The sequence below is a fragment of the Gimesia fumaroli genome (assembly GCF_007754425.1).
GTDB classification, from domain to species: Bacteria; Planctomycetota; Planctomycetia; order Planctomycetales; family Planctomycetaceae; genus Gimesia; species Gimesia fumaroli.
Window position 1 is genome coordinate 2,646,089 of sequence record NZ_CP037452.1, and the last position, 25,246, is coordinate 2,671,334.

At 51.4% G+C, this 25,246-nt stretch carries 14 protein-coding genes; 10 read left to right on the plus strand and 4 right to left on the minus strand.

Annotated features, from left to right (window positions below):
* Window positions 1-348 precede the first annotated feature (348 nt).
* The 7 genes from Enr17x_RS10075 (at window position 349) to Enr17x_RS10105 (ending at window position 10,033) form a co-directional block, all read left to right on the plus strand.
* Window positions 349-1,377, plus strand: coding sequence for an AAA family ATPase (locus Enr17x_RS10075; protein ID WP_145308310.1), 1,029 nt, complete (start codon window positions 349-351; stop codon window positions 1,375-1,377).
* 54 nt (window positions 1,378-1,431) lie between these two features.
* Entirely contained in the window at window positions 1,432-2,292 is an 861-nt protein-coding gene (locus Enr17x_RS10080) for a DUF58 domain-containing protein (RefSeq protein ID WP_145214322.1), read from the plus strand.
* Complete coding sequence (locus tag Enr17x_RS10085; RefSeq protein WP_145308312.1) at window positions 2,292-3,152, plus strand: hypothetical protein; 861 nt, start codon at window positions 2,292-2,294, stop codon at window positions 3,150-3,152. Before Enr17x_RS10080 ends, Enr17x_RS10085 begins: the two co-directional genes overlap by 1 nt.
* A gap of 108 nt (window positions 3,153-3,260) precedes the next feature.
* A complete protein-coding gene (locus tag Enr17x_RS10090; protein WP_145308315.1) occupies window positions 3,261-4,181 on the plus strand; it encodes a vWA domain-containing protein in 921 nt (306 codons plus the stop codon).
* Window positions 4,175-5,212, plus strand: coding sequence for a vWA domain-containing protein (locus Enr17x_RS10095; RefSeq protein WP_145308317.1), 1,038 nt, complete (start codon window positions 4,175-4,177; stop codon window positions 5,210-5,212). Before Enr17x_RS10090 ends, Enr17x_RS10095 begins: the two co-directional genes overlap by 7 nt.
* A 75-nt stretch (window positions 5,213-5,287) precedes the next feature.
* The gene (locus Enr17x_RS10100) at window positions 5,288-6,013 is read left to right on the plus strand and encodes a hypothetical protein (protein ID WP_145308319.1); all 726 of its coding nucleotides are present in this window, start codon (window positions 5,288-5,290) and stop codon (window positions 6,011-6,013) included.
* Between the two features lie 84 nt (window positions 6,014-6,097).
* Window positions 6,098-10,033: a hypothetical protein gene (locus Enr17x_RS10105; protein WP_145308321.1), complete on the plus strand. Its 3,936-nt coding sequence runs from the start codon at window positions 6,098-6,100 to the stop codon at window positions 10,031-10,033.
* Window positions 10,034-10,041: 8 nt separating this feature from the next.
* On the opposite strand, the gene Enr17x_RS10110 is transcribed toward Enr17x_RS10105, so the two are convergent.
* From Enr17x_RS10110 to Enr17x_RS10125, 4 genes are all read right to left on the minus strand, one after another.
* Window positions 10,042-10,866, minus strand: a complete 825-nt coding sequence (locus Enr17x_RS10110) for a GIY-YIG nuclease family protein (protein ID WP_145308323.1) — start codon at window positions 10,864-10,866, stop codon at window positions 10,042-10,044.
* A gap of 370 nt (window positions 10,867-11,236) precedes the next feature.
* Window positions 11,237-12,967, minus strand: a complete 1,731-nt coding sequence (locus Enr17x_RS10115; RefSeq protein WP_145308325.1) for a DNA/RNA non-specific endonuclease — start codon at window positions 12,965-12,967, stop codon at window positions 11,237-11,239.
* Between the two features lie 617 nt (window positions 12,968-13,584).
* A complete protein-coding gene (locus tag Enr17x_RS10120) occupies window positions 13,585-16,041 on the minus strand; it encodes a serine/threonine protein kinase (RefSeq protein ID WP_145308331.1) in 2,457 nt (818 codons plus the stop codon).
* A complete protein-coding gene (locus Enr17x_RS10125; protein ID WP_145308333.1) occupies window positions 16,034-16,582 on the minus strand; it encodes an ECF-type sigma factor in 549 nt (182 codons plus the stop codon). The genes Enr17x_RS10120 and Enr17x_RS10125 overlap by 8 nt, the downstream gene beginning before the upstream one ends.
* A gap of 303 nt (window positions 16,583-16,885) precedes the next feature.
* On the opposite strand from Enr17x_RS10125, the gene Enr17x_RS10130 reads away from it, so the two are divergent.
* The 3 genes from Enr17x_RS10130 (at window position 16,886) to Enr17x_RS10140 (ending at window position 25,192) form a co-directional block, all read left to right on the plus strand.
* The gene (locus Enr17x_RS10130) at window positions 16,886-17,422 is read left to right on the plus strand and encodes a hypothetical protein (protein WP_145308335.1); all 537 of its coding nucleotides are present in this window, start codon (window positions 16,886-16,888) and stop codon (window positions 17,420-17,422) included.
* Window positions 17,423-17,498: 76 nt separating this feature from the next.
* A complete protein-coding gene (locus Enr17x_RS10135; protein WP_145308336.1) occupies window positions 17,499-20,702 on the plus strand; it encodes an SHD1 domain-containing protein in 3,204 nt (1,067 codons plus the stop codon).
* A 224-nt stretch (window positions 20,703-20,926) separates the two neighbouring features.
* A complete protein-coding gene (locus Enr17x_RS10140; protein WP_145308338.1) occupies window positions 20,927-25,192 on the plus strand; it encodes a hypothetical protein in 4,266 nt (1,421 codons plus the stop codon).
* Window positions 25,193-25,246: the final 54 nt, after the last annotated feature.

The window sequence follows — 25,246 nt, forward strand, 5'->3', positions numbered from 1 at the left end:
CATAGCTTGATACCGTCATAGGGAATGAAGACAGTGGTGGGAAATGAGAAAATCAGGTCGCTGTGATTGATTTCCCTCTTTTCAAACGGTTTTCATTTCGTGGAACTGACGAGGCTTGGGATGCGTCATGAAAATGGAATGAAAGTAGTTGACAGCCTGTGATTCAGGGTTTTAAGATACACTGTGCTCTTGTTTATACGATAGAACCATTGTTTAGATCGTAATCACCATTCCAATCCCTGTGGAGGAGCACGCTGTTTCTCTTCATACAGCCAAGCCGTAGATCCGCTTGCCGTGTAAGCATTTCAATAAAATAGCCTGAATCGAAGGATGCCGATGAATTCTTCCATGACTGATCAAAACGACGTCTCTGCTGAAGTTCTCGAAAATACCCGTTTTATTCAGGATGTGCGTGATCAGGTCGCGACTGTGGTGGTCGGACAGGATGAGGTCGTCGAACGATTGCTGATTTCCCTGTTCACGGGCGGCCACATTCTATTACAGGGAGTGCCCGGACTGGCCAAGACGCTGCTGGTTTCAGTGTTGTCTAAATCAATTGAGCTCGATTTTTCCCGGATTCAGTTTACGATCGATCTGTTGCCCTCTGATATTCTGGGCTCACAAATTCTGGATCAGAAATCCAATGAATTCGTCACCCGCACCGGGCCGATCTTTACCAACCTGTTACTGGCGGATGAAATCAACCGCGCCGCACCGAAAGTGCAGGGGGCGCTCCTGGAAGCGATGCAGGAGCGGAAAGTGACGATTGGGAACGAGACGCTGTCCCTGCCCGCTCCGTTCCTGGTGATCGCGACACAGAACCCGGTAGAACAGGCTGGTACCTTCGAACTGCCGGAAGCACAGCTCGACCGGTTCATGCTCTGTCACCGGTTGAATTATCCGGAGCCTTCCGAAGAGCGCGAAGTTTTGAAACGCAACATGGCACTCGGTATTCGTAAAGAAGACCGGGGGGCGGTCGTGAATACAGAGTTTGACGTGATGCAACACAAACCGGTTGGCTCCTCGGAAGATCTGGTACGCTGTATGCAGGCGGTGAACGACATTCATGTCAGCGATACGTTTCTGGAACATGTGATTGAGGTGATTAACCGGACACGAAATCATCCGAATATTGAACTGGGCTGCAGTCCTCGCGGCGGGATTGCCTTGATCAAAGCCTCACGGGCGCGGGCATTGATCAATGGTCGTAATTATGTCATCCCCGAAGATTTGTTTGTGCTGGCGGAAGACGTCATTCTGCATCGCATCCGGTTGAATTACGAAGCATTGGCCGACGGTCTGACCGGTCAGGCAGTTCTACAGGATATGCTGCGTGATCTGGGCGCTACGCCTTCCCAGATTTCCCAGGAGGCTTAGCCGGGTTTTTTTAAATCGTTTACCAATTTTTCTCCGAGTTGAAACAGGTATTTCATGGAAGGCTTGCTGGAACAGATTGATCCGCTGAATGCCCGGCAGTTTTATATTGCGGTGAAGCGTCTGGCCGACAGCTTGAGTTATGGAACCGACCGGTCTCCTTTTCTCGGCTCCGGGCTCGAATTCTTTCAGTCGCGGCCTTACCAGGAAGGAGATCCGATCAAGAGCATTGACTGGCGCGTGACCGCCCGCACGGGGAAGTTGTATATCAAAGAGTACGAAACTCCCAAGCGGTTGCCCTGTTATCTGCTGATCGATACGTCTGCCTCGATGATGATCAGTTCCACTGCGAAAAGTAAATACGCGCTGGCTCTGCATATCGCGGGAGGACTTGCATTTGCATGTCTGGAGCGAGTCAGTCCGGTCGGCGTCTTGGGAGTCGGCGAAACCGATTTTCGGATTCATCCCAGCCTGTCGAAAGATCAGGTGATGCAGTGGCTGGTGCGTTTAAGACGCTTTCGTTACGACGAACAGACGACGTTGGGGCAACGTGTTGCTGAATTCAGCCCGAGTCTGAAAAATCGGGCATTGATCATTGTTCTCTCTGATCTACATGACCCGCGCGCCGTGCCGGCTCTCAAACAGCTCTCGCAAGTTCATGACACGGTGGTGATTCAGTTTCGTGATCCCGCAGAAGTCCACTTGAAAGGCGCGGGGCTGATGCGGGCGCAGGAAGCAGAAACGGGCGCTGACTTTGTGACCCACGGCAGACAGAACTGGCTCGATCAGGAACAGATCGATTTTCAGTTAAAACGGAGCGGCATTGACCATTTGCTGATCGAGACGGATGAGCCGTTTGTGCCTCAGTTGCGTCAATTCTTTTCGGCACGCGATATTCTCTCACGAGGGAGCCGCTAATGCCTGGGAAACAGAAACGAAATCGGCTGTTAGATCTGATGCGTATTTTCGCTGGGCTCGCGTTCTGCCTTGTCTTCACACATGCTGGATTCGCGGAGAGTCAATCGACGGCATCAGTCGGAATGTCCGCACGTATCGAGGAAGTCATTCTGCCGGGTTCAGAGCTTCAGGTGAAAGAGATTGCTGACGGCGATCCGATTATTTTACGAATCATCAGCACGCATCCCCACGGGCCGGACATGTTCCGGTATGAACTGGAATATTACGGTTTGCAGCCGGGTGAATATAATCTCGCCGATTTCCTGGAACGCAAAGATGGGACACCTCTCGGCGAAGTTTCTGCTGTTCCTGTGCAGGTGGAATCGATTCTGGCCGCGGACCGGGTCGAGCCGAACAGTCCTGATGCGGTTTCCATTCCCCGGATTGGTGGATATCGACTCTGGATGACACTGATTTTTGTCATGTGGGTACTGGGGATTTTCTTGATTGTCTTCGCTAGACGAAAGGCGGCAGCGGAGGGAGAAGAAGATGAGCAGCCTCCCCCCACATTGTCAGAGCGTCTGCAGCCGATGGTGGAGAAGGCAATTTCGGGGGAGTTGAGCAATTCGCAGATGGCGGAACTGGAGATGATGCTGGTCGCGTTCTGGCGCAAGCGATTGCATCTGGAACAGACAGACGTTGCCGAGGTCACACAAATATTGAAACAACACAAAGAAGCCGGCCCGTTACTCCAGCAGTTGGAAATTCTGCTGCATCGGCCGGATGCAAGTCAGGAAGTGAATGTGGCTCAGATGCTCGAGCCCTATCAAGATCTGCCGGCGGAAGCTTTGGATGAGGAGTTGGCTGCACTGGCTTCCTGAACAAGAAGTCGATTGAATAGACAGGTTGATATTGAAAAGGAGATCGGGGAATCGCCCCGAAATGATTAAAATGAAACATGGTTTTCTTATGCCAGGTAACCAGACGCAATGAGTTTCACCCACCCCTGGATACTTCTGTTTTTAATCTTTCCGATCTTGCTGCTGACCTGGGTCTGGCGGCGGGAAGGGGGGCGTGTTGTGATGCCGTTTGACCATGGCACTCAATCGCGCGGACGAGGCTGGGGTACCGCTGTCAATTTTGCGCAGTCAATACCGGCACTGCTGCTGGCGGTGGTGGTGCTGATTCTGGCGGGACCTCAGCAGTTGAGTGCACCGAAATCCAGGCGGGTGCTGACGAATATCGAACTCTGTGTCGATGTCTCCGGCAGTATGACGGCTTCATTCGGAGAAGGCACACGCTACGATGCATCGATGGAAGCGATCAATAAATTTCTCGATTATCGTGAAGGCGATGCCTTCGGCCTGACGTTTTTCGGCAACGAAGTACTGCATTGGGTGCCTCTGACGACCGATGTTTCCGCCATCAAATGCGCGCCTCCATTTATGGACCCTACCAGTCCCGGGCATCCGAACTGGCTGGGAGGTACGGCGATTGGAAAAGCCTTGCGCGCGTGTCGGGAAGTGCTGATCTCCCGAGAAGAAGGCGACCGGATGATTGTACTCGTTTCTGATGGCTACAGTTTTGATTTGAGTAACGGACAGGATCTGGAAATCGCAGCGAAGTTAAAAGAAGACGGGATCGTGGTTTATGCAATTCACATCGCCTCCAGCGAGGTTCCCGGCTCTGTCGTGAATATCACAGGGTTGACGGGAGGCGAAGTTTTTGAGCCGGAAAATCCAACGGCACTCGAAACCGTATTCCAACATATTGACAAAATGCAGGAAACGCGGATGGAACGGACGGCGGCGGAGTCGATGGATGATTTTTATCCCTATAGTCTGACAGGGTTGATTCTGCTGGGCAGCAGCACACTTTCATTATTCGGATTGAGGTACACGCCTTGGTAGCAGAACTGGCGGCACTTGTTGTGTTGGTGATTGCCATTGGAGCAGAACAGCTCCATTCCCGGCGTGTCAGGCGGATTGCGCCGCTGGTGTTCGGACCGGATGCGCAGCCCGCTCACTGGGCCCGATTTGCTCCCACTCTATGCGTGCTGACGCTGACAGCACTCTCTTGGGGACTGGTGACCTTAATGCTGTTGCCCCCGAAAATTCATGTGGCGGAAACAATCGAGGATGATGAAATGAAGCATCTACTGGTTGTGCTTGATGTCTCTCCCAGTATGCGGCTCGAAGATGCCGGCACGGAGAAAGATCAATCTCGCATGAAGCGGGCGGCGGTGCTCATGAATTCGTTTTTCCAGCGGGCCAATATGAATCGCTATCGTACCAGTGTGGTCGCCGTCTATAACGCGGCGAAACGGGTGGTCGAAGAAACAAAAGATCTGGAAGTCATTCGCAATATTTTTAATGACCTGCCGATGCATCATGCGTTTGTATCCGGCGAGACCGACCTGTTTTCTGGCTTGAAAGAAGCACGCGAAATATCAAAACAATGGAATCCCCGCAGCACCACACTCTTATTAATCAGTGATGGGGATACCGTTCCCGGCGTGGGCATGCCTAAAATGCCGGTCTCGATTGCAAATACGGTGGTAATTGGTGTCGGCGATTCACTCAAGGGATCGTTCATTAACGGCCATCATTCACGGCAGGATGTCTCGACATTGCGGCAGATGGCGATCCGCTTAAACGGGACTTATCACAACGGAAATGAAAAACATCTCAGTACCGATTTGATTGACCAACTGGCGGTCGGCGGTGAAGAGAATCCGTTCGAAAAACTGACACGTCGCGAATATGCTCTGGCGATCTGCGGCTTGTCTGCTTTGATTTATGCACTCTTACCCTGGTTGCTCCATCGTTGGGGAACCAGATGGAAGCCAGGTGTCTTAACGAGTCGAAACAACAGGGAAAAGTCCCACCGGAAATCGGACCATTCTCGGAATACAAAACAACTACACCCGTCGGCCTCATGACCGTCGGGAAAACGGAAACAGGAAACGTATTTTATCAGTCGCGCAATTGGATCTGATTGCAGGAAGGAAAGTCCAATGAGAATCATGCTGCTACTCTGCTGGGGGTTGGTGCCCTGTTTTTTGGGAGCCTATCATTATGGGCCAGGTCAGGCACAGCTTAAGCTTGATGATGTGGATCAGAGAATCAAGGCTGCGCAGGCGGCGGGCAAGCAGGGAGACTGGGAGCAGGCGGTTCAGCTCTATAACGATGCGCTGCCTCTGGTTCCAGCCGACCGTGTGAAAGAAGCACAGAAATTACGGCTGGAACGGAATAAGGCCATGATGTTGAACGGGCAGCTACCCGATGCCTACCTCGACCTACAGGCCCTTTTAGACGAACTTCAAGCAGAACCCAATCCCGATGCAGAACTGCTCAAAGAGGCGCGTTCCGCAATGGCCAATGCGGAATATTATGTGACCTGGACCTTACGGCTGGAGGGAGTCGGCAAAGAAGGTTGGGAACCGATTATTGAATCGGCGCGTCAAAATTATCGTCTGCTGGCAGAGAACGCAGCTGAGTCTGGAAAGTCAGACGAATTAAAAGAGCAGCAGGAAAATCTGGAAGCTGTCATTCGACTGGCGAATCTGGATCTGACTGACCTGCAGGGGATGCCGATTCCCAAACAGTGTAAATGCAAGGGCTGTTGCAATGGTGTCTGTAACAGCAAGAAAAAAGGAAAGAAGAAAGGGGCCGGGAAGAAAAAGCCCAAAGACAATCGAGGGGCAAGCTCTGGTCCACCGCCTGACAAGCGAGGTTCATAAGAGCCAACGTCGATTTTGGTTGATTTCACTCCCGAAGAGAATGCTTCTGTTTATTTGATACTGTACTAAAAAAGGTGACTAACGATGCAGCGACTTCATCTCGCTCTTTCGATCACATCTACGATCTTCCTGGTTGTTGGGAATTCCAGTTTCTGTTCCGCCCAGGGGCGCGCCGTCATTTCCTCGGGGCGGGTGAGCCGCTCTCTGTCACCTGCTTATGCGACACCGTCCGGTGCAGTGCCGGCTCAGGCTGCAGCCAGAGTTACAACAACTTCCAGTGCGTCATCCAGCTCTGCACAAACTTCTTCCGAGGACGCGCAGGAAAAAGCGCATCAACAGAAACGACTGGCGGCGATTAAAAAATTAAAGTTTGATCGCCGCTCCTCGGCCATCATCAAAGTCTGGGCCACTCCCCCAGAGAAGAAAACCGACTCGAAGTCAGAAAAGTCTACGAGTTCCGATCAACCCCTCGTTGCAGAGCGTCCGCTGACTCCGGAACAGCAGAAAGCAGCTGATAAAAAGGCACTGCAGCAGAAACTGGATGCCGAGTTGAAAGCGTTTGAAGAACAGCTGAAAACTCTACAGCAGGACGTCACACTCGGAAAGTGGAGTCAAGTCAAACCCTTCTTCAAGACACTCCCGAAAGAAGAGTCCAAGGCACTCTACCTGCAACTGCTGTCGTCACTACAGAATCCGGTGCGGCCCTCGGGTTCGCGTTATCCTCAGTTAGCGGAAAAGAATGTGATTACCGTTGACGATTTTTTTGAACTGGCAGCACTATTAACGGAAGTAGCGTCTGAGAACGATGACACTGATAAGAACGAGACACAAAAACAGTCGGAAGGCACTCATAGCTCTAAGCAGCAGAAACAGAAAGATCCATTATTCACTCAGTTGGCAGGCGTGTTTCGCATTTCGATGCAGAACGGCTTTTCCATTCAGGAATATCTGAACCGCTTTCGGGAAATGCATCAAACGACGCCTGAAACAAAGTCGAAAACGGCTTCCGAGAAAGCCCTGCTGACGAAGCGCCAGATCGCCCGACTGCTGGCCGATTCCGGACAGGCGCAGTTTCTGGCAGACTTCTTGCCTGATCTTGACGCTGCCATCAAACAGGATGATCGCGAAGCACTCAATTTATTGTCGCGGTATTATCTTGCACTCCCCCAGCATGAGAAGCGGAACGAGCATCTGGAAAACGCATGGACGGCTTTGCAGGCAGTCCTTGCGGTTGGCGAGATCAGCCCGTCTGAAAAGGAAGAAGCGTTGAAGCGAGCGGTAGAATTGACGCCGCGGATTAAAGAGGAATTAGGACAAGCCTGGCTGAATGAAAGTTTCAGTAAACGGCCCGAACGCGGCAAAGAAATTCTTTCCACCATTGGTGCCGCAGTCGCCACCGGACTGCAGACCCAGAGCAGTAACACTCAGTTTCGGTTGAAGAGTCTCGAACTTCAGAAAACCGCCGTTGATGCCTTGCTGGCTGCAGCTCCCGAACAGGCCAGTGACTGGCAGCCGACATTACAGATGATGGCAGTCAACTGGTTACGGGAAGCACAAACCTCTCAGACCTATGATTACTCCACCCGTCGGGGACGGATGATGCAACGAGATTATTACGGGAACTACTATTATTCCAATAGCATGTCGATGCAGTCTCAAGTGTCGCGGTCGAATCGAATCCGGGCGATCGAAACGGGAAAAATTCTCGAACTGATTCCGAATGAGAAATGGATGGCGTTAATCGAGCCATCACTGCATCTGCAATTCATGACAACCATCTCCCAGCTGTATCTGAAAGTGGAAGAAGAGGACGAAGCGTTTCCGTATATTGAAAAGCTGGCGCCGCTTGATCCGCGTGCAGCCAAGTCTCTGGTCGAACAGTTTTTACAGGTCTGGACGAAAAACCATAATCCCAATTCCGAACGACAGCGGACCAGCATTTATATGTTTTCTTGGGGCTTTAATCAGCGTGCACAGGGAATTCCGCTCACGCGTTCAAAACAGGTGCGTAATTTGGAAGAACTTGCGAAGTGGCTGCAACGCATCAATGAACTGCCCATCGAACCGATAGATGAAAAACTGATCACGCAGGCGTTCACACAGGTGCATAGTTCCGCAGAAGTGTATCAATTGGACGCGATTGAAAAAATCTACGGGACCGTGGATGGATTGAGCCCCGATACACTGGCGTCTCTGATTCAAACGATGAGAACAAACCTCGGGAAAGTCTGGCGTTTACCCGCGACTCAGAAAGCGGCGAAAACCAATCGCAAGCAGAAAGACATTCAGCGTGAAGTCTTACAGGGGTACGCCACCGCTCAGCAGGTTCTGGAAACAGCGATTCAGAAATATCCGAAGTCCTGGTCCGTTCAACTCGCCAAAGCGGCTCTGGATCATGATGCGAATGAATTTCAGCAGGAGTTGAACCGCACCACGGAATTTTCAGAGCGACGACAGATTTCACTGGACGGATTTCAGAAGGCAGCGAAGCTTTATGCCGCCGAGGTAATGACACTCGAGGAGGAAAAACAGGAAGCGACAGTTTATGAAACCTGGTTCTACGCCAGTCTGGGCGCACCTGACTTGGGCAAGATTTCGAATACCTCTGTATCAGATCCGACGCAGTTCCCTTTAATCCGCGAGGCGATTGAAGGACTGCCTGGAGAAATTGCCAAACGGCATATGGATCAGTTTGCGAACTCCCTGTTTGTGCGGCTCAGTGCGCTGAATCCCGGTGTCAAATTCCGTTATCTCAAAGCCGGTTTCGAGATTGTGGGAGACCATGAACAGGCACGGGAAGCCAAGAAGGTCTACGATTATTACAAGGACCTCGTGACGGAAATCAAACTGGAAGCCGAGATTGATGGTTCCGATGTAGTAGGACATGGCGAACCGTTTGGCCTGTTTGTCAATCTGCATCATACCAAAGAGATTGAGCGCGAGTCGGGTGGATTTGCCAAGTATCTGCAAAACCAGAATCAAGGGGGCTATTATTACTATAATTATGGTCGTCCTCTGGAAAACTACCGCGATAAATTTGAAGAAGCAGCCAAACTGGCATTGGAAGAACATTTCGAAATTCGTTCGATTACGTTTCAGAGCGAAGACGTACATTCCCGGGCGACGGAAAAGTATGGCTGGCGCGTGACACCTTATGCCTACCTCTTATTGAAGCCCAAAGGGCCGGAAGTCGATAAAATTCCGAGCCTGACCCTCGACATGGATTTTATGGATACCTCAGGCTATGCCGTGGTTCCCGTCAGTTCGTCGCCGCTACCCATCGATGCCGCGCCGGAACAGGGTGACCTGCGGCCATTTAAGAAACTACAGATCACGCAGACCCTTGATGAACGCGAAGCCAAAGAGGGAAAGCTTAAACTGGAGGTACGTGCGACCGGGGTTGGGTTGATTCCCGATCTAGAACAGATTGTGGATCTCAAGCCAAAAGAATTTGAGATCACTTCGATTGAAAATGAAGGGGTTTCTGTTTCACAGTTTGATAAAACAGGCCCAGAAAACGCGGTCAATTCAGAACGCATCTGGATGGTTTCGATGGAAGCCCGGCCGGACCTGACGAAGCACCCGGAATCATTCTCGTTTGGGTTACCGAAACTGAAGGAACACGAAGTCACCTACCAGCGTTTCGACGATGCGGATCTGGTGTCTGTTGAACCAGAAATCATGTTACAGCAGGAATACGGCACACCGGAGCGATCCTGGCTCCTGCCGATTACGGGCGTGGTCGCCGTTCTGTTGTTGATTCTGATTATTTTCAAATTGAGTACTCGAAAAACTCAAACCGTGACCACGGCCCGCTATCAGGTTCCGGAGCACATTACTCCGTTTACCGTCCTGGGGCTTCTGAAAGATATTGAACGCAATAATGGCTTAAGTCCTGCAGGGAAACAGGAACTGGGAGTCTCGATTTCCCGACTGGAACATTATTACTTCGAAGCTCCCAAAGGCGAAGAACCCGATTTGAACGAGGTCGTCCATCGCTGGGTCAACCAGGCGGACTGATACTTCGTTTAGCGGTTGTTAGAATTGATGAGTGCTTCTTTTTCTACTCGTGACATGGCTTTGATTTTTAACTCGCGTTTCAATGCCAGGCTGCGGCTGGCTTGTGTTTCGTGGTACTCAATGCTGACGGGAAGACGACTGCGGGTATAGCGGGCACCTGTACCCGCGTTGTGCTGCTGACATCTGCGGGTCAAGTCTGTCGTGATGCCCGTATATAAGGAGTGATCGGCACACCGGAGAATGTACACAAACCAGATTGTAGATTTCTTCTCCGGTTGATCTTTTTCTAATTCGGCTTCTGCCAATGTCACAACGTTCAAATCGATTGGCAAATTCACCATCCTCTGAAATGCTGAGTTGGGGGTGCAGTAACCATCCGATTTCTTTTCGACAATGGCGGATAACAACTCATTATTCAGCTCAAAACCAGCCTCATGGGGAGCAAGCTGACGTTCCATCAATAGAAATTGCGCGCATTCGACCAGTAGATTCATCGAACTTGTGACGGAATGATTCAAGTTTCTGGCAAACTGAATGGATTCCATTTCGGGAGCAATGAATTGATCGAACGTTTGTTGATGGGCATCATCGGCTGTGAAATTCCGAATACACTTCAAGGCACCTTCCGCGAATTGCCTTTCGTTCGTGATTCCTTTGCCGATCATCAGGCAGGAATAAAGGGACTTTGTGTTGCTCAGCAAAATATACTGACGGCGATCAGCAGTAAACAGGCGACAGGACCAGTCGGTAAACGGGTTCTGGTTTAAGGAATGTGTAGTCAGAGTCCCTGTCTTAATTTTCTGGTTGAGTTTATGGGAAAGGCGAAAAATCATTGAATGGATACCGATTTCATCTGAAGCTGAAGACTGACTTTATGGTATCTTGCTATTAAATCAAATAAGAATCAATCCGCATTTCGTTCCCTGTGAAATTGGATCAGAATCTTTTCCGTTTCTGGTATCTCGCATGCGTGCACCATGTGCTGAACGTTCATCTGAGATCCAACTGGTGATATCTGGTAGGGTTTGTTTGCCTTTGATGATGTCTCAGCGTATTGGTTTTCTCAGTGGGAACGCCGTTTGTCTTTCCCTGGTGCAAATTGATGTACTCGTACAAAAAAACGCGATCGAGCGTTGGAGGTAACACCTGATGTCATTTGTTGGGGCAGCACTTAGTAGCAAGCAGCTCCTGACCTCAATCGTCCTATCGTCCGTGAGGGATCGTTTCAAGGAGTTCTGTGTCTTCGAAGTAGTCGAGATTCAAGAGCTTGGCCTCATCCTGCCTGGAGAACATCACACTTGCTGCATCTTGCAGTAGATCTGAAAGCAGCGTTTTCTCCGTGATTCGTTCGATCACTGTGTGTCCGAGGATTTTCATGAGGTCGATTGTGACAGGGAGCACATGTTCGCCATGATCCTTATATCCGGTCATGAGTTCTTTGTCGAACTTAAGTTCATCCCAGTGTGAGAAGGCAGTGCCCGGCCCGCCTTCCCGCTCAACTTCCATGTATTCGAGCGTGCCTAATTTGCGGATTGCCTTTGACTTGAACAGACCTGTCTCCCGATCAAATAACTCTGACCACTTATTAAATCCGATGCCGAGTGAATGGCCGATCTCGTGAATGATCGTTCCTGCGATCGCGTCGTCAGCATAGTTCGCGAGAAATTTCGTGTTGAATTCAACGCGGCCGTAGCGAATTCCATTGTTCTCATAGGGTTTGTAGGCCCTGGCGATGGTGTTACTGTTTTGAGTGAAAATCCCAAGGCGAATCACAATCGATTGTTTCGGTTCCACAAAACGATTCCAGAAGTTGCATGCAGTCCGCGCTCCCTGCTCGAGCTTACCTCCTATGTCTGATGTGATCTTGTATGTGATCAACGTAGCGCCTTGGCGTTCGTCTTCCTCAGGAGAGATGTCACGAGCGCGAATCAACCAGGAAATGGTATGCTGGATTGTACGAAGACGCGTCAAATCCTCTTCGATTAGCGTGCCCCTCTGTGCCTGGATTCCTTCCGCTTCCGATTTAAGTATTTCGATGAGTTCATCTATAGAATCGGCTTTGGTATCGACGGCTTCCGCTTTTGCCATTGCCAGTTCTTCTGAACGTTTCCTCTCGAGCACCTTCATGAGTCGGCTTTCGGTAGGAAATACTGTTGCGGTTGACGCCAGAGGCTCGTGTGGGAGTTCACGCGCCCACGACGCGAAGAACTTCAAATTCGTAATTTCTTCTAATTCTTCCAGTGTTACAGGATAATCTTCTGGCCTCGAATTGCGCGGAGCGGTTTGAGGAATCAAGAAACAGTCGATGGCTACTTTTGATAGAGTGTCATACGGGTAGATTTGTGGATCGACGACCAGACAGAAGTAATGTTCAGGGACCGGCAGGTGTTTTCCCTGGCCACGATTGATCAAAGGAGGATTGTCGCCGAAGACTGGTCCCATGATTGCCCACAAATGATCCTTGCCTTGTTCATCTTTGATCTCGCGTATCGCGGTCTCAAGTTTGAGCCATACGCCACTATTCAGTGATGCATATTGCGGGCTCATATTTGACATGAGAAAAGTTTCCAGCTGCGCCAGACGGCCAAACTGCCTGTTGATTACTTCGTTGGGAGTCATGTGCCCTACATTCAGCTGAATGCCGCCGATCCTGCCAAAAGTTTTCCGTCCGATACGGTATTCCTCGGAAAGACGCATGTCGTCGTAATAAGACAAGGGACGATCGTAGTCGACATCTTCATCCGCATGCGCTACCCGGTATGCCGACCATGCTGGCTGCAGCCGGTCCGAGCTGAATCCAACAACGTAACCATGGTTCACCAGGATCTCGATCGGACGAGTTTCGTCGAGATTTTGAGGCGCACCTCGCCATAAATGCAGATCAATGAGATGCGCTAGATTGATGCTTGATGGATGAATACTGGTATAGTCCATTATGTCTTCCTTCTGGCCGCTGGTAAGTCAAGTACGAAACGGGCTCGCCGCATGCATTGGCGTTGGTAAAATATTACCAAGATAAAACTCTGAAAGCCAAGGAATTGCTGTTTTTTTGTGTATGAGAAGTTTATCCATAGGTACATTGCCTGCGTTTTTCAGTTTTTTGCATTCGCTGACGCAGTTCCATCATAAAAAAGTGACCATCTTGAAGAGCAGTAATAATACGGGGAAGATTTCAGACTCCCTCTGTTCCTTTAGTGTTCAAAACTGTTATAGATCAAATTCACCGGCAAAATTGAAAAGGTGGTCATCGAGATGCAGTGACAATCGAGATCACTTCTATCACGACGGTAACTAGTGGAGTGTCATTTTATAATTATGAGATAATGGATATCACGAGAGTACGACAACGGAGCACGTAAACAACACACCCCACCCTCAATTTCCAGCTTGACAAAGCTCTAGATCAATAACGATTTGACTTCTAAGCTGTCAGGAAGATGAATTAACCGGGGAGATGATTCTGGTTTATCCTGCGTTCCAGAGACTCGATGCTGCTGTCTGTCACAACAGCCCAGGAAACCATCATTGAACAAGACGTATGTGAGTCGGCCTTATCGTGGTTTTTTCACCAGTCGGGCCATCCACAGGTCGCTTGCCCCCTGTCCCCCCGGTCGACCTGATACGAAGAGCAAGGTTCTGCCATCGTTGAGGAGCCGTTCGCGTCCCCCTCCATGAATATTTTCGGGCAAGAGCAGGCGCGGCTTTGACCAGGGCTGATTCCAGCCCGATCGCGTAAACATCACGAGTCTGGATTGGGGTTTTTCCGAATCAGACTCAAGATGCTGAGTCATGATGAAGAGGCGACCGTCATTACTCATGGTTCCCACATCTCTTGTCAGACCGACCGCGGGCAGAACGTCCTCACTCAGAAACTCAAAGGGAGCATCGAGCGATTTTCGGCGCCAGACGAAGAGGGTGTCGTCATGATCTGAGAGGCCTTTCCAGGACGAGACAATGGAGGGGTGGAAGGCTGTCAAACCGTCCGGTGTTAATTTGTAAGCGCCTTTGTTTCCCACGGGGATCGGATCGGGAACTGCTTCCTGCCAGGGTGCATCCAGACTCGCTCGCGTTGAGAGAAGAGTTTGTGCTCCACGATGGAATAACAGTCTGAGGCCATCCGCGGAAATCTGTGGGCTCTCTTCCTTGGAGTCGGTATTAATCTCTGCCGGTAAGCGTTCCGGGGCAGACCAGTTTGCTTCCCGCGAGGGACGGGTCGCAATCCATAAATCACGATTGCCGGGGGGAGATGCGTCACGAACGGAAGAGAAAACAATAGTCCGTTCGTCGGCAGTCATGTCTCCACCCAGATCAAATTTCCGTGAATTAATGACGGGCCCCAGGTTCTTTTCGATTTTCCATTCCCAGTCGCCCGAAGCGAGCAGGTCGGCAGCCGATGCCTGCGAGGGGTCGGAAAGTTTGACATTGGCAGAAACCACGGATTCCTTCAACGATGCATTCGTGTCCTTTGCCTGGTTTTGATTTGGTAGTGAATCACCAGTCCAGAAGAGTGCGAATACACCGACCAAAGTCACAAGACAGGCTACCACAATCAGACCTGCCCTGGTGCGCGGTGTCATCTGAGTGCGTGGCTGGACCTTTCCAGGTTCGACGCTCGTCGGCTCAGAATTGTCAGGTGCAGACGGTGCTTTGGGTGGGGGAGTTTTAGTCTGCCAGTCGGGAGGTGCAATGTGACAGTCATCGAGTGTCACGATCAATTCCCGCATGGACTGAAAGCGATTGTCCGGATCTTTGGCGACCATTTTGCGATAGACCGCGGCGACGGAATCCGGAACGTCGGGACGTTTTTCCTGCAGGTCAGGGATCTCTGCTTCGCGGTGCTGCACGAAGACTTTAAAGATGGTATTTCCGGAATAGGGTGTTTCGCCTGTGAGCAGATAGTAAAGGGTGCATCCCAGGCTGTAGATATCTGATCGAGAATCGACCAGATGTGCATCGAGTGACTGTTCCGGTGCCATGAATGAAGCTGTTCCCAGAATGGCTCCGGCGGCCGTCAATTCCGAGCGGCTGACAAACGGGTGGCCGCTGTCATTTGCGGTCGAGTCACCATCCAAAGAATTATGCCGAATCGAATCGTCGATGTGTGCCAGTCCCAGATCGAGTAATTTGACCGTCCCCTGATCGTCGAGGAGCAGATTGCCCGGTTTGATATCCCGGTGAACAATTCCGCGCTCATGGGCATGTTGCAGCCCGAAGGCGGCTTGCCTGATACAGTCAACCGCCTGACTGAGAGAGAGTGGCCCTGAAGTCCGCACGATTCGACTGAGGTTGTCTCCCCGGACATATTCCATCACGAGAAAATTGACGCCGCGGGCTTCGTCGGCATCGTAGGCGCGAACGATGTTGGGATGTTCCAGTGTGGCGGCGACTCGGACTTCCCGTTTGAAACGTCTGGTCTGTTCTTCTGATGCCAGCATCTGCTGTGAAATCATCTTTAAAGCCACGATCCGATTCATGTTGCGATGAATGGCTTTGAAAACCATGCCCATGCCGCCAACATCGATCAGGTCCAGAATCAGATATTTGTCGATCAGCAGTTCTGGCTCGCCTTTGAGGAGAGCAGAGGCCTGATAGGAAGTTAACTTGCCTTCCGTCACGAGTTGCGAGGCCAGTTGTCGGGGATCGGCTGATAGTTCGTTCGACGATACGGAATCACTCACAGAGGCGAATTCATCAGGCGACAGGACTCCGACTTGCGAGAGCCGGGAAAGGAAGTGATCACAGTCCACCGGCGGATCGTCTTCCGGTGCTGTTTCACTTTCGGGAGTGTCCTCATCTCCCAGTCGTGGAATGTCGGCAATCACCTGATCCAGATCCTGTTCCAGCAGGTCCGCGGAGGGTTCTGCATGCTCAAGCAGTGAGCGTACTTCGGCCAACAGTTTCTTATCCGAGCCGCACTTTTTTTGCAGCCAGGCCTCGCGTTCCTCTGCCGGGACATCCAGGGCCTGCAGGAAAACCCGTTGCACTGTTCCTGTCTGGGGATCAGTCATTTGTCTGGTCACTTTCTGTGTCCGGACCGAGCGCGCGATACAACCAGGCCTTGGCATACTTCCAGTCATTATTGACTGTTCGTAAGGAGACGTCCAGTTGTTCCGCGATTTCCTCGCCGGTCAAACCGCCAAAAAATTTGAGTTCTACAATCCTTGCCGCCCTGGGAAACTCTTTGGCGAGTGTTTTCAGAGCATCGTTCAGTTCAAGGATGTCTAACCCTTTGGCGTCATCCGCCACAGAAATGTGCAACGGAATTCCGCGGCCCTCTTTTCCACCGCGTTTTAGTCGCTTTCGCTGGCGTGCGTAGTCGACCAGCAGTCGCCGAATGATCGTTGCTCCTGCAGCCAGCATTAATGAGCGTTCGTCGGGATTGAGATTTTGTTGTTCCTGGAGGCGAAGGTAAGCATCATTGACCAAGAGTGTCGGCTGAAGGGAATGTCCAGGGCTTTCCCGACTCAGGGCCCTCTCAGCAAGCTCATGCAGTTGATCGTAAATCGATTGATTCCAACTGTTTGAGTCATCTTTAGAAGATATGGTCATCTGCGTTGCCTGTCGATCAGATTAACGTCGTCGTCCCGGATCTATGCCGGGGAATTTTGAAAACAGGGGCCCCTACAGATAGGCAAAGCATCTCTGGCGGGATTGTATTCTACGGGGGAATCCCCCCCTTTCGCAACGCTGACTTTTCACGATCCGTTGCCGGAAGATGTTTAAAAAGCTGCAAATTCAGAAAAAAAGGACTTCTGATTGCACACTTCGCTGAGAGTCATCGCCAAGGAAGATACAGGGGAGGCGAAGAGAATTCTCCCCCATCGTACTGGGACCTTCAGGAGAGAAAACAACATGGCGATCTACGACTCAACCGATCAGGAACTGAGTGACTATATTACTGGCAAGGCAACAGGTTGTGCTTACAACGCTTATAGTTCACTGGGGGTAGATCATCGCAATCAGGCAAATCAATGGGGGGGAACAAACTATACCGGGGGGAACAGTTCGAAAGGCAGTGCCGGACCGGGTGTGTTCGATGACGTATTCAATGCCGCTGGAGATTTCGCGAATGAATGGACGGAAACCATCGTCGAATTGATTTCATCTGTATTTCGCTGGGTTCCTGAACGGACGGGGTTGGCGCTGCGGTTGATGGGCATCATGGCATTTCTGATCGGTGGTGTCTCTTACGAACTGGGTGGGTGGAGCCTGCTGGCCGTAACAGCCACCGGCTGGTTTGCTCCTCGCATTGCTGCGGGGCTGATGCAAATCACATTATACCTGATCCTGTCAGTGCTTTACCTCTGTTTTATGCTGATCCTGGTCATCGCCTGCGGGGGGCTGTTTTTAGGCGGTCTCTATGTGCTGAATGCTCTGTTCAATGCATAAAGCTGCCTGAGCCACATTCTTATTTAGGCCATCCACTCAGAAAGCTCATTCGTAAATCTCATCAAGGGAGAGCCCTATGTTCAAACCATGTTTTATCATGCTGTTTCTGGTTTTCGGTATCCTGTTCGGTCCTGCGCTTGCGGAAGATCGAATCTGGACCAGCGCCGATGGAAAACAACGGGTCAAAGCGGCCTTTGCGGGTGTCAAAGGAGAGCACATACAACTCATATTACCCAACGGCATTCTGGTGAGCCTTCCCAAATCCAAGTTCAGTCGACGCGATCAGGAGTTCGTTGAGCAGGCATCGGCAGCAGACTCGCCGGCTCCTTCCACCCAACCGGAGGCGAATGAGACCGACCGTCCTGTTGCGATGAACGAACCCTCAAATGCCGACACACAGGGCACCCCCGGTGATCTCAAACTTTTGGCGAATGATGAAATCGGGCAGTCATCGCGAGCCCTGGCAGAGAAACATGGCCTGCCAGTATTACATGGATTACCGGTCATTCATCTGGATCATTTCTTACGATTGGATTCGATCCCATCGGCAACGGAGCGAAGCCGCGTGTACAAGCAGGCGGAACAGGCCTTGGAAAAAGAACAGCAGAACTTCGGAAAGTTCCTCGAACTGGTCGCACTCGGAATCGATGCTGAATGGATTGAACCCTTCCTGCCTTCTTTTATCGCCAATCATTTTCCGAAATCCGTCGTCGAGTCACTTGTGAACTTCAAGTATCAGACCGGAGGCGCAATCGGGATCTGGAAAGGCAACAATGAATTTGAAAAGCGAGCTGTACAAGAGCGCTTTAACAGGGAGTATCGGAACCAACTGACGAAGATGACGATCAAAACTCCGTTTCGTATCTGCTTTCTTTCGAAAGCGAGGTTGTCGCGTTACGACTTTTCCCGCAACGGTCTGGCAGTGGCCGCATTGAAAAAGGACAAGAGCCCTGTCGCCCCCGGTGATGAATGGAAGAGTGCATTCCCCGTTCTGCCGTCTACAGGCTACTATCGTAAAAAGATCAGCGTCGCTGGACCATCTGTTGCCGGATCGACTTTCTGGCCTGTCACGCCGGAAATTGTCAAAACATTACCTGGTCGGACAATCAAAGGTTATACGGGGGGAGTCCGTACAGAACGCTGGGCGTATATCGCCACGGTTGTGACTTTTCGTAGTTCACCTCTACTGGAAATCACCGAGCGTAACCTGCCTGCCATTTTTGGAAGTGTGGATTCCATCGAAATTTATGCTGAACCAACGCTGCGAACTCACCTTTTTAGTTTCCCTCTGGAGCGATATCCCACTTCCGTGTTGACCGCCGAGAATGCTCTGTCTGTTCAAAAAACGGAATCGGTCATTCCCTTTGATGAATTTGCTTTAGCAGGTCTGATCGCAAACGGCAAACAGATCGAGCTGCATGCAGAGACCTGGAAAGAAATCTGGAACCATACCGGAAAACAGGATCAGGCAGCTTATCTTTTTACAAACAACCAACTGAAGAAATACTTCGATACCAGCAGCGGCATTCCGAACATGCTCAGTTCAGAACCGGCTTCAACCAGGAGAGACCAGCAGTTAAGTGATGCCAGTGACACCCTGTCGAAACTCAAGTCCAGTATCGACAAACGGATGTATCCGACGCGCCGTCCATTTTTTCCTCCCTATGCCGGAAACGTTGGTCGGGACTGGGGTGAGCAAGACAACACTCTGAGTACCGCGCAGCAGAAGCGACTAACTGATTGGTTGGCACAGCGAGCTCGGGCTGCCGAGAATCGATTTCGCTTGACGTTAAAACTGTCACTGGATGGAAGAACGGATGAATCGACACTGATCTCAAGCCGTTTGAATAAGGAACTGGCTGCCGCTTTACAGAAGCAAGGCAAGGAACCAGAACATTACCTTTCCCTGGATGAGAATCTGGCCTTTGACGAACGAGGGGAGCTGGATCTGAACGGCACGAAAACCGGACTGTTTCGCGTTCCGGGGCCTCAGTTTAAAACATTTCAGTTTCTGCTCAATCTCGGTCATTCCGGCAGGACGCTGACAAGAGCGTTGCCGGAGCAGGTTGTCAAAACAGCGTTGTCACAAAAACCGGGTGAAACACGCATTGCCGTTTTTCTGGACGTCCAGGTTCGTGATTTGAAACTCCTGGATGCTGGTTTTCAAAATGAGGGTGCAGGAGGGCGTCCGTGTGTCGTATTCGATGTGATACCCACGCGTCTGGCTGTCGGTGAAGATCATCAGGCTCCCCTGTTTGAGGCGCCTCTGGATCATGCGTTGCTACAGAAGCTTGAAGCCAGCCAGCCCCAGAAAAAAATCCCGGATCAGCCGGCAGGGAATGGTCAACCCCTCGAACTGACTCCGCAGAGAATGCTGCCGCTGATTGCGAAAGTCGCCCCTGAATTTCTGGATGACAAGGAGCGACTCGATCAGTTAATGGTGATGCGCTGGCGTTTTGAAAATGTTCCCCTGTCCGGCTTAATGCCCGATCAAATCCATTTCTTTGACAAGGGGTCGCCAGCTCTTCCGAGTGATGCAGAGCGGGCTGCTAAAGCGGAACAGTTTAAAACTTGGGCCAGGCGGTGTGCAGAGACCGTGCCGGATCAGATTGCCGTGCAACTTAATGATTTTCGCTTCGAAGGACTGGATCCCCAGCGTCCCAGCCCCGCTTTGGTTTCCCGGAGTCTGGTCCCATGGCTGAAAGCCGGTCTTCCATACAATTTGCATCATGTTATGTATGACTTACAGCACCCTGATCGAATTCAGCCGCCGATGTCTGCTGAAGAAGTACAAAGCTTCCTGGATCTGTTTGCGATTGCCCCCCGGGATGTGGTACTGGAGCAGCAATTTGCTGTCCCGGATACAAAAGGCAACACTCACAAGTTGCTGATCCCGAACAACCAGGGTATTCCCGGTCTGACGAACGTCAAACCTGCTGAACCCATTTTTCCAGTGCTGCGTTTCGATAAAGAGATCTGGCCACCCGAAAATTACAAACTGGCGGCGACCACTCAGAAGCCAAGGTTGGAGGTTGTGTTTCAAGTGGCTTCGCTCAAGCTGATCGATACACTACCCCGCCATCCCTGGATTGAGGGCGACGCGAAATTTCACAGTAGGGACTATCCTGCCGATCGCATTCCTGACAACGGTCAGTACGCCCTGATCCAGGTGAAGCTGAAATCGGCTCGCCTGGTCGATCCTGCTACGGGTAAGACAGTGCTCCCACTGGTGCTGAAGGACTATCGCTCTGTGAAAAAAAATGATGCCGGGAAAAATTAAACGCATAAGCCTGATTTCTTGCACTGAAATCTTTCACGACAATCCAGTCAATTTCACATGAGTTCTCTACCCTCATCCGAAGCCGGGATTAAACAGGAAAAAAATGGGGAAATCAGAAATTCTCCCGATTCTCGTTGCACACCCTCCTCTCAAGCATCGCCAAGTCTGGTGCAGGCAGAGACTAGTGTGAAAGAGACATCCCGTTCGCGGGAAAGGAAATAATCATGAGACACAGCCAGATACGATTCCAAAAACTGCTGTATTTGATGCGACCGATGTACCAGGGACTGTTCGCCCGGCCGCAGCGACGTGCTGCTTCCCGGACGCACAAAAAACGTTTTCAACCAACGAACTGTCAGGTCGAATTCCTGGAAGCGCGTACCATGCTCACGGCTGCCTTTTCGGAATTGACCAATCCCAATCCTGCTGTTTTTTCTGACTTCGGCGACTCGGTGGTCACGTTGAGTACTGGTAACATTGTTGTCACCGACCCGAGTTACAACAATTGGAGCGGGGCCGTCTATCTCTTCAATGGCGACTCGGGTGAATTGATCAGCACGCTGGTCGGGGACTCTTATGAACAGATCGGAAGTGGAGGCGTCACGGCGTTACCCAACGGGAATTTCGTGGTGAGCAGTCCGAAGTGGAGTAATGGAAACCCGGGTTGGCAAGTTGGCGCAGTCACGTTTGGGAATGGAGTGACCGGCGTGGGCGGCGTCATCTCGGCGGACAACAGCCTGATCGGGGCTTCCCCCCTCGATGGCATTGGCGGTGCAAGGATTACCGTTTTGGACAACGGCAACTATGTTGTCAGTAACCCTTTCTGGGACAACGGATCGATGACCAACGTCGGGGCAGTTACGTTCGGTGACGCGACCACCGGTGTGACCGGTGCGATCTCAGCAGCGAATAGTCTGGTCGGGGCCAGCGCGAGCGACAGCATCGGTTTCAACTATGGGAACGAACCGGGAATCAAAGTGCTTGCGAACGGAAATTACCTCGTGGGTAGTCCATTCTGGGACAACGGCTCCTATGAAGATGCCGGCGCGCTGACCTGGGGCAATGGCACCACTGGTACAGTTGGCATCGTCTCGAGCCTCAACAGCCTCATCGGTTCCTCTGAAGAAGATTTTGTCGGAGACTTCAAAGACGGAGAAGTGAATATCACGTTGCTCGCCAATGGGAACTACGTGCTCTGCAGCCCGGGATGGGATAACGGTTCTGTCATGGACGCCGGTGCGGTGACATTCGGGAATGGAACGACGGGAACGAGCGGCGTGATTTCCTCAGCCAACAGCCTGGTGGGAACGACGGCTGACGACAAACTGGGCTACATTCATCCGACCACGTCCAGTGTAACAGAGCTCACGAACGGCAATTATGTGATCACCAGTCCGTTGTGGGATAATAGTACGATTATCGATGCCGGTGCCGTGACTTTTGGTAGTGGTACGACTGGTGTTATCGGAGAAATTTCTGCGACGAACAGTCTTGTTGGTGTCGCAAAAAGTGACAAATTGGGTTCTGGAGGTCCATCCTTGAATGGGGTCTCGCCACTCGCGAACGGGAATTACGTGGTGAGCAGTCCTTTTTGGAATAATGGCTCCGTGTCTGATGCCGGCGCTGCCACCTTCGGGAGCGGCACAACAGGCGTCAGCGGCACAATCACCGCCAGTAATAGTCTGGTCGGCTTGACGAAAGATGACCTGGTGGGACATGCCGGGGTCGCTGCGTTGACAAACGGGAATTACGTTGTGAGTAGTCCCGCCTGGAGCGACAGTTCTGGGACAGTCGTTGGTGCGGTGACGTTCGGTGATGGCAGCACGGGAATTAACGGCACAATCTCGTCCGCCAACAGTCTGGTCGGATCGAGCAACGCAGATAACGTGGGCATTGGTGGCGTCGTCGCACTGCCCAATGGAAATTATGTCGCCATCAGCAGCAACTGGTCATTCAAAAAAGGAGCCGTCACGTTTGGTAACGGGACCACTGGAATAACGGGGATTCTTTCTGCGGATAACAGCCTGGTGGGGACCGAGGATCGTTCTTACGTCGGTTTAGATGGTGTGACTGTGCTGGCAAACGGCAATTATGTCGTGGTCAGTTCGAAGTGGGGAAATGTATCGTTCTACGATGTGGGAGCGGTCACCTGGGGAAGTGGAACCGCGGGCGTGACAGGCGCAGTCTCGGCAGCAAACAGTTATGTGGGGGCGAAAGGAGGTGACCGAGTGGGATCTCAGGGAGTTGTGGCACTCACGAATGAGAATTATGTGCTCAGCAGCCCGGACTGGGATAACGGCACAATCCTGAACGCCGGAGCCGTAACTTTCGGCGATGGGACCATCGGTAGCAGTGGTCTCGTCTCATCAACCAATAGCCTGGTCGGTTCCACAGCCGGCGATCAGCTAGGGCACAGTGAATTTGGTCTATCGGCTGTGACCGTACTTTCCAATGGGAACTATGTCGTGGCGAGTCCTGACTGGGACTATGGCGCGATTGTGGATGCCGGTGCGGTGACCTTTGGGAATGGAATGACAGGGGTGAGTGGTGTGATTACATCAGCCAACAGCCTCGTTGGTGCTCACAGTGACGATAGGGTGGGGGCTTATCGAGCAGGCGCACCCGGAGTGACCGCACTCCCGAACGGAAACTACCTGGTACGGAGCATGGATTGGGACAATGGTTCCATCGATGAAGGAGGCGGAGTCACGTTTGGCGATGGCACCACCGGAGTGAGCGGCTTCCTTACTTCCGGGAACAGCGTGGCATCGATGCAGGGGGGGAGCTTCTTCATCAATCTCATTCGCGACGATGTTAATCAGACGTTTCTGGTGGCCTACGAGGAAGAAAATACGATCTGGATTGGTTCGCAGATCGACGGCTTTGCGGGAACGACCTTTGATCTGATTGAGGATGTTGTGATCAGCGAGAATGCACCAGAGCAATCCATCGATCTCACGGGACTGGAACCCGTCACAGAGGGGCCTGTCATCTGGTCGGCCTCGTCAGACAATCCTGATGTCATTCCTGATTCCGGGCTGACCGTTCTGGATGAGGGGGGCAGGCCGCGATTGCGCGTCGCTCCTCCCGCAGGCAGGACCGGCACCGCGCGGATTACGGTGCAGGTCGAAGATGGCGGCCTGGATCAGAATCTGGATACCCCCGAAGATAACGGTACCTTCCAGCGAATATTTACACTGACGATCAACGCCATTGAAGAATCTACGGATGAGTCTCTCTCCTTGCGAATCGTAGAGACTCCGACCACTGTTGACGCCAACGGTGAAGCGTCTGTATTACCGGCGAATGAAACCTGGATCGGAGAATGGTCGACGTACTGGGTGGAAATCTGGGTGCATACTGAAAACTTAAACAGCGAAGGCGTGGCCCTGGTTGCTGTCGATCTGAATTATCTGACAGTCGCGACTTCCGCCACTGAGATTCATTTTGGTCAGGCGTTTACACAGAACCAGTCTGGCATGATCTATGACGCGAATGGTGTAATCCATCAACTGGCCGCCAGCACTGAGACTGCTGATCTGGGCATCGAAAATCAACTGTTATTCGCCCGCATTAAATTTGAAGCACAGGAGCAGGATGAAGTCACTTTGGGGCTGGGTGGCGAGAGCCTGGGATCGGAGACACTTTCATTTGAGATTACGAATTCCCTGATTGGTCTGAGAAACGGGCAGGGGGTCGAACCGCTGAATATTGAAAATGCCGATACGACCATCTGGGCCAATCCCTATGACTTGAATGACGACGGTGAAATCAATATCCGTGACCTGGTTCGCTTTATCACTGTCTATGGAGATATTCCCAGTGAGTCCGATTCAGACGATGCCTGGTTTGCGGATTTGAATCAAAACAATCGCGTCGAAATCAGAGATTTGGTTCTATTTGTGAGCAACTACGGCAAAGGGAAAGCAAACTCTTCCCGAATCAGTTATCCTGCAAATTTTCCCGAAGCCTGGAATCAACAACTGATCGTAAAAATATCGCAGACGTTAAATCAGAGTGGAGACACTTTGACTCAAACGGCAGCAGAGAGCATGTTGGAATCTGCAAAGGTTAGCCTGACTACTAATCTTAATTCCAGTGGACGAGAAAAACTCGATCAAATCCAGGTGCGGATCGGCGATTTAGAAGGCGATTCTCTGGGGCTGGCATCTGCGGATACCATTTATCTCGATCAGGACGCCGCAGGATATCATTGGTTTATTGATGAGACCCCTCTGGATCATCACGAGTTTGAATTCGATAGTCGCTTAACGTTGATTGCTTTGTCCGGCAGTGAGGCAGATGGTTTGATTGATCTCTGGACTGTTATTTGTCATGAACTGGGGCACATTCTGGGATACGAACATGCTGAAGTCGGCGTGATGGAAGCGACACTGGAACCGGGAGTGCGAAAGCTGCCGGACTGGAATGAAGAGACGGATCAGTTTTTTGGGTCTTTAAACGAAGAGACCGAACTACTCTCATTTTGATTTGAACAGAGGCACCTGCACGCGATTCTGCGCAGGACCTGACGAGGAATCTAC